General features: G+C 62.0%; 13 protein-coding genes, 1 tRNA gene and 1 pseudogene. 11 read left to right on the forward strand and 4 right to left on the reverse strand.

Annotation, left to right across the window (positions count from 1 at the left end):
• Window positions 1-55 precede the first annotated feature (55 nt).
• From AX702_RS00630 to AX702_RS00685, 11 genes and pseudogenes are all read left to right on the forward strand, one after another.
• Window positions 56-1,174 (forward strand): annotated as a pseudogene (locus AX702_RS00630) (chromate transporter); the annotation flags it as partial.
• Between the two features lie 518 nt (window positions 1,175-1,692).
• Window positions 1,693-1,887, forward strand: a complete 195-nt coding sequence (locus tag AX702_RS00640; protein ID WP_066775008.1) for a hypothetical protein — start codon at window positions 1,693-1,695, stop codon at window positions 1,885-1,887.
• A gap of 114 nt (window positions 1,888-2,001) precedes the next feature.
• Window positions 2,002-2,460: an SH3 domain-containing protein gene (locus tag AX702_RS23925; protein ID WP_443026274.1), complete on the forward strand. Its 459-nt coding sequence runs from the start codon at window positions 2,002-2,004 to the stop codon at window positions 2,458-2,460.
• 465 nt (window positions 2,461-2,925) lie between these two features.
• Window positions 2,926-3,435, forward strand: a complete 510-nt coding sequence (locus tag AX702_RS00650; protein ID WP_156455293.1) for a hypothetical protein — start codon at window positions 2,926-2,928, stop codon at window positions 3,433-3,435.
• A gap of 3 nt (window positions 3,436-3,438) precedes the next feature.
• Window positions 3,439-3,783, forward strand: a complete 345-nt coding sequence (locus AX702_RS00655) for a hypothetical protein (RefSeq protein WP_066775016.1) — start codon at window positions 3,439-3,441, stop codon at window positions 3,781-3,783.
• A gap of 11 nt (window positions 3,784-3,794) precedes the next feature.
• Window positions 3,795-4,010 (forward strand): hypothetical protein, encoded by a 216-nt coding sequence (locus AX702_RS00660; RefSeq protein ID WP_156455295.1) that lies wholly within the window; start codon window positions 3,795-3,797, stop codon window positions 4,008-4,010.
• Window positions 4,011-4,084: 74 nt separating this feature from the next.
• Entirely contained in the window at window positions 4,085-4,381 is a 297-nt protein-coding gene (locus tag AX702_RS00665; RefSeq protein WP_066775022.1) for a type II toxin-antitoxin system RelE/ParE family toxin, read from the forward strand.
• A 10-nt stretch (window positions 4,382-4,391) separates the two neighbouring features.
• A complete protein-coding gene (locus tag AX702_RS00670) occupies window positions 4,392-5,525 on the forward strand; it encodes a HigA family addiction module antitoxin (protein ID WP_066775025.1) in 1,134 nt (377 codons plus the stop codon).
• A gap of 12 nt (window positions 5,526-5,537) precedes the next feature.
• Window positions 5,538-6,008, forward strand: coding sequence for a hypothetical protein (locus tag AX702_RS00675; RefSeq protein ID WP_066775028.1), 471 nt, complete (start codon window positions 5,538-5,540; stop codon window positions 6,006-6,008).
• A gap of 42 nt (window positions 6,009-6,050) precedes the next feature.
• Window positions 6,051-7,055 (forward strand): hypothetical protein, encoded by a 1,005-nt coding sequence (locus tag AX702_RS00680; protein WP_066775031.1) that lies wholly within the window; start codon window positions 6,051-6,053, stop codon window positions 7,053-7,055.
• Window positions 7,056-7,177: 122 nt separating this feature from the next.
• Complete coding sequence (locus AX702_RS00685) at window positions 7,178-9,085, forward strand: DUF4209 domain-containing protein (protein ID WP_066775035.1); 1,908 nt, start codon at window positions 7,178-7,180, stop codon at window positions 9,083-9,085.
• Between the two features lie 251 nt (window positions 9,086-9,336).
• On the opposite strand, the gene AX702_RS00690 is transcribed toward AX702_RS00685, so the two are convergent.
• The 4 genes from AX702_RS00690 to AX702_RS00705 all read right to left on the reverse strand — a co-directional run.
• Window positions 9,337-9,412: transfer RNA gene (locus AX702_RS00690), tRNA-Thr, on the reverse strand.
• A 19-nt stretch (window positions 9,413-9,431) separates the two neighbouring features.
• Window positions 9,432-10,280, reverse strand: a complete 849-nt coding sequence (locus tag AX702_RS00695; RefSeq protein ID WP_066775041.1) for a hypothetical protein — start codon at window positions 10,278-10,280, stop codon at window positions 9,432-9,434.
• Window positions 10,277-10,618 (reverse strand): MmcQ/YjbR family DNA-binding protein, encoded by a 342-nt coding sequence (locus tag AX702_RS00700; RefSeq protein ID WP_066775038.1) that lies wholly within the window; start codon window positions 10,616-10,618, stop codon window positions 10,277-10,279. The genes AX702_RS00695 and AX702_RS00700 overlap by 4 nt, the downstream gene beginning before the upstream one ends.
• A partial coding sequence (locus AX702_RS00705; protein WP_156455296.1) for a serine hydrolase domain-containing protein occupies window positions 10,615-11,167 on the reverse strand: 553 nt, incomplete at its 5' end. The genes AX702_RS00700 and AX702_RS00705, both read right to left, overlap by 4 nt.

Raw genomic sequence — 11,167 nt, forward strand, 5'->3', positions numbered from 1 at the left:
AGATCCTCCTTAAATCACAACCTCAAATCTGTGCCATTGGTGCTGACGGCGGACAATCGCCGGCGTGCTGTTCATCATCCCCGGTGCCGTCGCGATCATGGCGCTGAGCTGGGTTTATGTCCTTTATGGTCGTGTGGGGATCGTCTCCGCGCTGTTCTTCGGCCTTAAATGTGCGGTGCTGGCTGTCGTACTTCAGGCGGTGGTTCGGATTGGCGGACGCGCGCTTAAGTCGACCCCGGCAAGGGCGATTGCCGCACTTGCCTTTGTGCTAATATTCTTCGTCGGTGCGCCATTCCCGCTGATCGTGCTGGGTGCCGGCCTCATCGGATGGTGGTCCGCCAGGCACGGCAGCACGGCCTTTCGGGGTGACGGGCATGGCGCGTCCAAGGGTGTTGTCGTGGCTGATGCTGACACAATGCTCGGCGAAGAGTTGCCTGCCCATGCGCGGCCGACTTGGGCTGAAACGATCCGAACGGCGCTAGTCTGGCTGGCTCTCTGGCTCGTGCCGGTCGCGGCGCTGCTGATCGTGCTCGGCCCGGAAGACGTGTTTAGCCGCATCGCGACCTTCTTCTCGACCATGGCGATGGTGACGTTCGGGGGTGCCTATGCGGTCCTCGCTTATGTCGCGCAGCAAGCCGTCGAAAATTATGGCTGGCTGGGGCCGAATGAGATGCTGGACGGCCTCGGCATGGCGGAAACGACGCCGGGGCCGCTCATCATGGTCCTGCAATTCGTCGGCTTCCTCGGCGCCTACCGCGATCCGGGTGGGCTGTCGCCACTTGTGGCCGGCACGCTCGGCGGCCTGCTCACGACCTGGGTAACGTTCGTGCCGTGCTTTCTGTGGATTTTTCTGGGCGCACCCTTCATCGAGCGGCTGCGCGGCAATGCCGCGGTCGGTGGCGCGCTATCCGCCATCACCGCGGCGGTCGTCGGCGTCGTCCTCAACCTTGCTGTCTGGTTCGCGCTGCATACGCTCTTCCGCGAGACGACAATGGTCGCGGCGGGGCCGTTCCGCTTTGATGCGCCGGTGCTGACCAGCATCGATCCGGCCGCGTTCGTCCTTTCGCTGGGTGCTGGCTACGCGATCTTCATGACCCGGGCGGGGGTTATCACGACTTTGCTGGCGACATCGGCCGCGGGCCTGGCGCTCTTCAGCCTTGGAGCGATCCGGTGAGCCGGCTCAGACCACTGGTCGGCGGCGCCGCGTTGATAGTTGGTCCCTGGCGCTTACGGTCGCGCTTTTCTGCGCCCCAGCGGCTCCATCTAACCCTGGCGGGTGAGCTGATACCTGCTTTCGGCTGAAACGGCGAACCAATCTGGCAGTTCGTTGGTTTGCTCATCACCGATGCTCGTAATCGAGCAACTGGTTGCAGGAAGGGACGTGATGAGCAGCGATCATCGGACGCAAGTCGACCCTGAGCGGCGAGAGCCCAAAAACCCGTTCGATCATAAGGAAGGCTTGTTCGGGCAATCCTACTCGAAGGAACGAGAGGCGGAATTGCGGAGGCGCGATCCTTCTGGAGCTGTTAACGCTGATCCTGCGCATGCTGAGGATGGGCCCGGCGCTCGCGCTACGGTAGATCCGCGCACCGGCGAGGCACGAGGCAGTGGAGCCGAGGCGGCAGCAGACCCGCAGCTTAAGCCGAACGCGTCCGTCCCTGAGGACAAATAGCCTGAACGAAGGCGATTGTCGTGGCGCTGCTGATTCAGTTTGGCTACAGCAACCTCGCCTTCCACTTCGAGCTGGCCGATCCGGCGCGCAACATACGCAGCGGCTGCGACACCGAATTTGCTCGGGAGGCAAGCACATGGGCCTGCGTTTCTGAGCTACAAAACGCCGGGGAGGCATCCTCCGCCGCGATCACGCTTTCTAGCGGAGTCCCGTAGCTTTCATACTCGCAGCGATCGAGTGAATAGACGTTCGATCGCCAGCATGACACGTTTCCCCACACCAAAGGGGGAATACTGATGCGATTTATGTTGGCGCTGCTCGCCGGACTTATGTTTTCGCCTGCTGCACAGGCCGCGGTAACGACGGCGAACGTGAACTGCCGCGCAGCAGCCGCGACCTCAGCCCGGATTGTTGAGCGTGTTTCTGCGGGGACGTCGGTGTCGATCTTGGATCGTGCCGGCACATGGACGCAGGTCGACCGTGCACGAGATTGTTGGGTCGCAGCTCGCTACCTGGCGGAGGACGGGTCCTATGTGCCCGCCCGGTCTTTTACACCCTCCACCTATTCGAAGCGTTCGCGCCAAGCGGCTGAGACGAGGCGCGCGAACAGGCGCTCTCTCAGCGCCTTAAGCAGGCAGGCGAGCCGGTCCAAGCGGTCTCAGCGATCGGCCCCCAGTTACTATGGCGGCGGTGGAAGCTGCCCTTGTTCAGGTGCGAACGTGTGCGTCGGGCCGCGCGGCGGCAGGTACTGCATCACGTCCGGCGGCAACAAGCGCTATGGGGTCTAGCTAGAGGCGCTGTGCGTTCCGTGCCACGTCACGGTGCGCCAGGACCTCAAGCTCGTGTTAACCCGCGCCAGCGGCGCGTGTAGTTGTCAGACGGACGCCTTCGCCGCCGACGGGGGACGCTTGTCCATTGGCGACGAAGGTGATCCCTGCTGTGGCAAGGGTGGCTTCGAGCTTATCGATGGATGCTGACCTGACGGGCTGCCCACCTTCGAAGCGATTGACGGTCATCACGCCAACAGATGCCGCGGCGGCCAAGTCGCCGATCGACCAGCCAAGAAGGGCGCGGGCCGCCCGGCACTGTGCAACCGTTATAGACATGAACTGCCTCTAGCAGCGAACGCCAGCGAACGGCCACAACCTCTTGCGGAATGCCAAAACCAGTGGTATATAATCTACCAGTTCGGCCGAGCGCGGAGATTGAGCCCTCCAAGCCCGGCCTGACCAACACACCTGTTGAGGAGGTGAATGGCTATGCATACCCTACCTGCCGACACGCGCTCGGCCAAGACCGCTCCTGCACGCACTGCAGCCTTGATGAAGGCCGCTGCAGAGCACAACTCCGACCCCGCGTACATCGCCGCAGGCTATTCAAAGATCGCTCCGTTCCGCGCCACAATCTCGCTGCCGTCCGGCGATCTGATCGTCGAATTCAACGCCACGCCCGGCGAGGAGTTCGATCGGCTGGTCGCTATCGACGCCCGCGCACGTGATGCCGTCCGGCGCGGTCAGACGATCAAGATCGAGGGCATCGCGCCGGCGCCGCGGCCTGTCCCCACGATCGTTCTCGACCTGACCACGATCCGGCAGCAGCTTCGCAGCCACTATGTTCGCGTCGCTGATCCCTCGCCGGCCGAAGAGCGCGACTGGGATCATCTGGAGGATAGACGCCGGTCGGTTGAAGCCGAATTGGACGCCGCCGTGATCGCCGCCATCGGTGTGCCGCTCGCCACCCTCATTAGCGCGCGGGAGGGTTGAGCGATGATGCTGGAGACGGTCACCAGCCCCGCCGGCCCGGATCCCCGCGCCGAGTGGGATGCAGCCTTTGCCGTCTGGCGCCGAGAGCAGGAGCGGGACGCCGCGATCAACGCACGTCACGCGCAGGCACAAGCAGACGGCACCTTGAGCAAGGATCTTGCCGACGAATGGTCAGCCAGCGTCGAGCCTCTGGGGGAGGCGGAGTGGGCGCTTTTCGCCACGCCAGCCCCTGACCTTGCAGCGCTCGAGTGGAAGCTCGCCCTGCTCAAGAACAACGGGATGGCCTTCGATGACAGCCAGGCGGAGCGGTTGATCGCCGATGTGCGCCGTTTGAACGGGGAGGGGTGAGCATGAGACACATGACCGAGACCAGACGTCGGGTCCTTCTCGCCGGCGCGGGGTTGGCGAGCGTAGCACTGATTGCGCCAGCAGCAGCCGCGTCGACCGGCGCCGTCAGCGCCGAGTGGACACAGGCAGTCGCCGATTGGCACGCTGCGCACGCTACCGTGATGCAATACAACGCAGTGCCCGGCGTGCTGATGCAGGCGATCGTTGAGGCAATGTTCGTGTCGTAATCAGCACCTGACTGAACGCCATGCGTTCAGTAGGTGATTGACCTTCGTAACGATCGACCTTAAGTTGATTCGACATGAGGATCGAGTTCGCTGATGAAGCACTCAAACGAATATGCACAGATGAGGCTCACAAGCTCGGGCTTCCGTTTGCGGTCATCAAGGCCGCGCAGCGGAAGCTCTTGCAGCTTGAAGCTGCCGTGGACGAGCGCGACCTTCGAAACCTGAAGAGCCTAAATTTCAAGAAGCTCCAAGGAGCGCGAAGTGGAAGGCATTCAGTGAGGGTGAATGATCAATACCGCATAGAGTTCACAATTTCAGAAGGCTTGAAACCCCCGGTGATCACCATTCTTGAGATCGGTGATACACATTGAAGGAAATAGTATGAACATTGCCGCTTGCCTTGATGATGTTCCCCATCCCGGCGAGTTCGTGCGTGAAGAGATCGAAGCTCGCGAGTGGTCGCAACGCGACTTGGCTTATATCCTCGGCGTTCCGGAGCAGGCAGTGGGCCTGATCCTATCTGGAAAGCGGGGCATTAGCCCGGAGATGGCCAAAGCTCTCGGGAAGGCTTTCGACGTGTCTGCCGATTACTTCGCGAATCTGCAGCAGGCGTTTGAGATGTCGAATGCTCGCGCCCCTGATCCTGCGGTGGAACGGCGTGCGAGGTTGCAGAGCGCTTATCCGATCCGAGAAATGATCAAGCGTGGTTGGCTGACGGACACTAACATTGGACTTCTTGAACAGCAGGTGATGCGCTTTTTTTGTGCAAACGATCTCGATGCAGTGCCTCATCTTGCCCATGCGGCGAAGAAGGCGGATTACAGCGAGACGTCGCCGGTTCAACTCGCTTGGCTGTTCAGGGTTCGCCAGATCGCTGCGGAGATGCCGACTGCTGGTTACTCTGCTTCGAAGCTGCGCGCTTTGGTTACGGACCTGCCGCGATATATGAGAGACCCTGAGGAGATCAGGCACATTCCCCGGCTACTTTCTGAGTGCGGCGTTCGCTTTGTGGTCGTCGAGACACTGCCCAAGGCCAACATCGACGGTGTCTGTTTCTGGTTGGACAATAAATCGCCCGTTGTCGGGATGACGGTCAGGCATGACCGCATCGACAACTTTTGGTTCGTTCTCCGGCATGAGCTAGAGCACGTCTTGAATGGCGACGGCCGCGGTGAGCTAGATGGCGGCCAGGTGGACGTCGATCTCGAAGCATCCGGATCTCGGGACGATCTTCCGCCGGCCGAGAAGAAGGCGAACGAAGCAGCTCAAGACGCGTGCGTCCCGGCGGATGAAATGGAGTCATTCTACATTCGTAAATACCCTTACATCGCGGAGAAGGATGTTGTTGGTTTCGCAGGGCGTGTGGGGCGGCACCCCGGCATCGTCGTCGGTCAGCTGCAGCGGCGGATGAATCGCTACGACTGGCTCGCGCGCCATAAGGTGAAGATCAGGCAATTCTTGATTGGCGCAAGCGTGGTCGATGGCTGGGGCAGCGTTGCCCCGGTGTCACTCTGAAGGAGCGTGCAGATGACCTACAATGAGCAGCTTCAGAAGGTTTGGCACGCCTTCGAGAAAGAGCACGGCCACGTGCCTGCAACTGCACGCGATGCGGTCCAGTGGGGTGTTGAGCGGCGTATGATCGAGACCCCGCCCGTGGATCCGCTGGCGAAGCTGGCCGAGGACATGTCCCGAGCTCTCCGCGAAGAATATGCCACTGACCGGTATGGACGACGCTACCGCGTGAACCATGCGGTTCGTGTCACTCGCGGGGGCGTTCAGTATACCTTCTGGGCAATGATGTCGGACGCGCCTCGCGAGCATATGCAGAAGGCCTTCATCCAGCGACGCGAGCAAATCGTCGGCGACTGCGTGCAACTGGCTACCGACGTCGAAGCCTATAATGCCATGAAAGAAAGCCAGCCGCCGATCCCTATGCTCTTCGACTTCCGCGACGACGTCGAGGAGCGGCGCTATTGGGATGGTCGCAAGGCTGCGTGATGGGTCCGCCGGCCTCCTGTAGCTCGACACTCGATCGCTAGTATGGAGCAACAGCGTCGACTTACAGATGCGGAGCTTGCAACGGCTGTCCTCGACATCGAGGATCCGCTGGCGATCGAGAACCTGTCGCGCACACGACCGGATGCCAGTCTCCAGCCCTCCATCATCGGCGAGTATCATCGGCCGACGACTGAGCAGGCGATTTGGTGCTGTCATTGCCAAACGCACCGCCACTGGAACGGCTTCGTGGTCGAGAACGAAACCGGCAACCGATATGTCATCGGCAGTCATTGCGGGCCGAAGCATTACGAGTTGAGCTTCGCGTCGGCGCGTCGGCAGCATACGGACCTGAAGCAACGCCAAGGCCTAAGCCGCCGACTAGCCGACATTCTGCTCGTGGACGCTGAGCTGCTCGACAGCATCACCCACGTTCTTCAGTCCGAGGGCTTGCGCCGGATCGACGCGGCGCGAGCTGCAATCAAGAAGGCGGCGGGGGACATGTTCTTCCGCCTGCAGCCAATCGCTGTGAGAGGCGCCACACTAACCGAGTCGGTGCGTGTCCGTGACTATGCCGCGGAAGCGCGGCGGCCCTCCAGCGACAAGCGAGACGAGTCACCGATATATTCGTTCGAGAACCGGTCCATCGGCACGCTGGAGGGGGCCGGTTTGCTGATCGAGAACGGTGACTGCAGGGACGAACTTCTAGCTCTTCGGCAGGCACTGATTGAGGCGCGGAAGGCTCACACCCGTGGAACCGATTCGATTACCACGACGGATCTGCAGAAGATCGTGAAGCGCTGCGATGAGGCGCACTCGCGCGCCGAGCACGCCATTGCTCTCGCTCGCCGCGCTCCCGCTTTTTTCTCTAATGAGAATGTGTCCAGGCTTGAGCGCTGGTCTGAGCAGTTCGACGCATTCCGCGTCCAGCGCACAGATGTCGGCTTCGACGTCGCGCTTTCCAGAGGAACTGCCGTTCGCATAGTCGCGCTAGAAGCCCTCGAGTTGCCGCACCTAGCCGACCTTGGGACGGCATCAGCTGAAAAGTAGTGATGCCGACAGGCACTTCCGACCATCTTGCGCAAGAAGTCGCGCTCAGAGCTCGCGGCCATAGTGATGACGCTGTTGATCGTCCCCATTCCGGCGGCCATGTTCCAACAGAGAGGACCTAGGTGGACGAAGAAGATCAGGATTCGTCGGCTGCGGCAGGTGGCGAGCAGCAGGATGAGCAGAAGAACGCGCGCTGCCTTATCACCGCCGAAATGATCGCGAACGTCGGCTTAGCGGCCGTGCTTACCCCTGTTGCCGAAGACGATGACTATGCTGTGGAGACGCAGCTTCGCGCTGCGGAGCGCAAGGCGCGGGCGGCTGGTGACATCGAGCGGGCGGACGTGCTCGAGCTATTCGCGTCCATTATGTTCATTGCAGTCCGCCCCGACGACGAGGTGAACCCGTTCGCGGCCAAGCTGATCATTGATGGGCGCCGAAGCATGATCCCCGACGACATAGTGGGCGAGCAATCATCGGTTCTGGCGGACGTGATCGAAACCCTGCCTAACGCCCACCTGCGGGCCAAGGTCGGGGACATCATCTTCTACAACAACCGCAAGCACTGGAGGGCCGCGTCCGTCGCGATCGAGGCTTATTGCGAGATCGCTCAAGGACGCCTTGACGACACGATTCGTCGCCGCGCGTCCGAACCCGCCGACTCGATCATGGATGTGATTGAACCCCTGGCCCGGGCGACGGCGCTCACAAGGTTGACCAAAAAGCGCGGCGAGATGACCGAGGTGGTGCGGCAGTCGCTGCTCTCTTGCTATGACGCGGCCCTAGCCGGAAACCACTACGTCGTTTTCGTGAAGCTGGCCGAGCTGGGCATCTGGTATAGCATTCTTGAGCCCGATCGGGTCGCGGAGGACGCCGAGACGCTTGCCCGTAGCGCACCCGTGAAGACTTACCCCGAAGCTGTGAAGCGGGTGTGGATTATCGCCGCCGATTGTCACGCTCGACTGGGAGATAATGACAACGCGAACCGCTGCCGAATGGAAGCGGCCGAGCAGACGCTCAAGATGCGGGACGAATCAGATCAGCCCGCGGTGAAGGCACACTGGACGAAGGCGGCACTGGGCGAAATGCGGCCGCTGTCTGGCTCGCGTGATCGCGTCCAGAAGTTACGGGACGAACTCCGCAGCCTACAACTTGAAGCGCAGGACGACTTCGGCACCTTCACCATGCCGATGGATCTTGCTGAAACACAGGCCGGGATTCAAGAGCTGTTTGATGGCATCTCGTTCGGCGAAGCCTGCCGGCACTTCTATCACATGAGCGCAGCACCTTCAAAGTTGGAGCTGCGCGACATTACGCTCGACCTAGCGCGCAAGCACCCTATCGGCGCAATGATCGCCTCCAGCTACTACGACTCAGAAGGCAGAGAAGCAGCGCGCGCGCCAGGCATGCCTACTGACGGAAAGCCATCGGAAGAGTGGTTTAAAGCTGAAGCTGCTAAGTATATGGACGTTGTGATGTTCGAGCAGGTTCGCGGCCGCATCGAACCTGCTCGCCTTTCTCTTGCAGAGCGTATCTCGATCCAGGAACGGCACGTGCTGCCGATCGCGGAGATGAGCGTGTTCGTGCCGCCGGAGCGGGAAGCGCTGTTCGCCATGGGGTTCGCCCGTATGTTTCAAGGCGATTATGCCAGCGCAGCGCACCTGCTTTTGCCTCAGCTTGAGAATTCGCTTCGACACGTCCTTATGCTTTCGAACCGTGATCCTTCCAAGATCGAGCAGGACCTCATCCAAGGGGACCGGGCGCTATCACAATTGCTGGACGTTAACCGAACCGAACTCGAAGCCATCTTCGGCGAAGATGTGATTCACCTGATCGACATCCTATTTAATTTTCGGCCGGGTCCGGCGCTCCGGAACGAAGCGGCACATGGGAAGCTGCCGTGGGGCGCCTTCTTCCATCACGCCACGATATTCGGTTGCTGGTTCATCTTCGGGAGAACCTGCCGGCCGCTCTTTCGTGAATGGGACAAGAGCATCGCGCCTCGGCTCGAGAAAGAGACCGGGGACTTCTAGTAGGCGCGCCGTGTCTATAACGCCGGCGGCTTTGATCAGCTCGATCGTCTGCTTTGGCGAGATCGGTTGGGGTTGGGTCAATGCACGCCCCTTGCTCGGCGGTTGCCGTGGCACGGGGGCGGTGAAGAAGTGTTATACAGCCACGAGACTGTTCGCAGTTGTTCGCGACGTTGTGTGGGAACGCTCGTGGGAATGCGAATTAGAGCGATGCTCGCAACGCACTGTAATCGCGTTCGAAACGACGTTATGAATGGTGCCGGTTGCAGGGATCGAACCCGCGACCTTCGGTTTACAAAACCGCTGCTCTACCAGCTGAGCTAAACCGGCGTGGTTGCCGGCTCATGCGTCAGGATACGCCGAAGGTCCAGCCTTCGGTGTGTCGGATTTTCTCGTTCAATCCGGTTGGGTGCCACAAATCCTCGCGATTGGCTGAGGTGCGGAGCCACGCGGCGGCTAGGATGGCATCCGTGGCATGATCGTCGTACCGACTGAGCGGCTGGTGCGGTGCGCTGCCCAGCGCCGCCAGTGCCATGTCCAGCGACACGGCGTCGCGCAGCTTGCTTCTGCCGCGCGGAACGCCGGCGGCACGCGCGGCGATCGCCGTATAGATCTCCACCAGCAGCGCGCCGGCCTGAGGTCTTGGATCGAAGGGCCAGACCGGCATTTGCCCCGCGAGGTGGTGCAGCATCCGCATGCCGGCGAAGCTCGCCTTGGCGACCTGTGCGGCGCCGATCGCGTCATAGACAGTGGTTGGCTTGGTCGAATGTCCGCCGGCCATCTCGCAGGCGCGCCAGTGGAGGAAGTCGCGCTTGGGTCCATCGGCGGCACCCAGATAGAAATGCCGCCCGCGCCGCTTCTCCAGAAAGGAGGCGGCGCCGAGATCCTCATCCTTGCTATGCGCGTCGACATAGGCCCACAGATCGCGTGCCGTCCGCGTCTGGGTTTCCCCGGGCAGGTGCGCACCGCGCGCGACAAATGGGGCGGAGAAGCTGCAATCGATACCCACCAGCAGGGGAGCGTCGGCGTTCGCGCGCAGCCAAGCCAGGATCTGTGATCGGGACCAGGCTCCGTCTGGTGGAGCGATCAGCTGCGGAGCAGCATGTCCGGCGTGGCATAGGGCAAGGGCGATCCCCTTGTGCCGACGTCCCTTCGCGCCTGACCAGTCGATGGCGGCGAATTGCCGGAAGTGCGTCAGGGGCGAGGTCCGAAGGCTTGCCGCTGCGCCTTTGTCGCCCGGTCCCACCGGGCGCGGCGGATGACATTGCGGACCCGCTCCTCGTCGGCGGCACCATATCGCACCAACACGCCGGGCCACCCCTCATAATGTGCGGTCTGCCAGAAGGTGTCGGGATCGGTGTCCAGCAGTACCGCCTTTTCATCGTGCGGCGTGGCGACATGAAAGCTGCCCGCTTCGCGCCCCGGCGATACGAATGCCTTGCCGTTCACCTTGGGGCAGGGGACGCCGTAAAAGGGCGCCATGGACACGTGCGGGAGGGCGCACGCAAAGGCCACGACGGCGTCCCAGTCCTTCATTTCAGATCGCGGATCACGTCCGCCGCGAAGCGAGCAATGTCGAAGCGCGAGCTTGCCGTATCCTCTCCGCGCCGCACGATGACCAGCTTATGCGATGGCACGACCATCACATATTGGCCGCGATTGCCCTGCGCCGAATAGGTGCCGGCGGGCAGGCCCTGTTTCGTGCCGAACAGCCAGATCGTGGCGCCATAGCCCAGGCCGTCGGCGGGCTGCGGCCCAGTGGGCGTGGTCATGTAGCGCATCCACCCGGCCGGCAGCAGCCGCTTGCCCTGCCACACGCCATCCTGGAGCCAGAACTGGCCGAGCCGCGCAAGATCGCGGGCGGTGGTATAGACCTGGCTGGAAAGGATCAGATTGCCCTGCCAGTCGGTGCCCGCCGTCGTGTGCTGCATGCCGAGCGGACCGAACAGGCGCTGCGGCCAGGCGGCATAGCGCCTGTCGTTGTTCATCGCCGCGCGCACGGCGCGGGCCGCCAGCATGATGTCGTTGTTGGCGTAGCGGAAACGTGTGCCCGGCTTCACCTCCAGCGGCCATCCCGCGGCCTGC

It is taken from the genome of Sphingomonas sp. CCH5-D11 (genome assembly GCF_001557395.1).
Classification (GTDB): domain Bacteria; phylum Pseudomonadota; class Alphaproteobacteria; order Sphingomonadales; family Sphingomonadaceae; genus Sphingomonas.

Excerpts from the sequence above, each read along its gene's own strand:
- AX702_RS00680 (WP_066775031.1), top strand. The coding sequence starts at position 6,051 with ATGGAGCAACAGCGTCGACTTACAGATGCGGAGCTTGCAACGGCTGTC.
- AX702_RS00675 (WP_066775028.1), top strand. The coding sequence starts at position 5,538 with ATGACCTACAATGAGCAGCTTCAGAAGGTTTGGCACGCCTTCGAGAAA.
- AX702_RS23925 (WP_443026274.1), top strand. The coding sequence starts at position 2,002 with ATGTTTTCGCCTGCTGCACAGGCCGCGGTAACGACGGCGAACGTGAAC.
- AX702_RS00655 (WP_066775016.1), top strand. The coding sequence starts at position 3,439 with ATGATGCTGGAGACGGTCACCAGCCCCGCCGGCCCGGATCCCCGCGCC.
- AX702_RS00660 (WP_156455295.1), top strand. The coding sequence starts at position 3,795 with ATGACCGAGACCAGACGTCGGGTCCTTCTCGCCGGCGCGGGGTTGGCG.
- AX702_RS00650 (WP_156455293.1), top strand. The coding sequence starts at position 2,926 with ATGGCTATGCATACCCTACCTGCCGACACGCGCTCGGCCAAGACCGCT.
- AX702_RS00670 (WP_066775025.1), top strand. The coding sequence starts at position 4,392 with ATGAACATTGCCGCTTGCCTTGATGATGTTCCCCATCCCGGCGAGTTC.
- AX702_RS00665 (WP_066775022.1), top strand. The coding sequence starts at position 4,085 with ATGAGGATCGAGTTCGCTGATGAAGCACTCAAACGAATATGCACAGAT.
- AX702_RS00700 (WP_066775038.1), bottom strand. The coding sequence starts at position 10,618 with ATGAAGGACTGGGACGCCGTCGTGGCCTTTGCGTGCGCCCTCCCGCAC.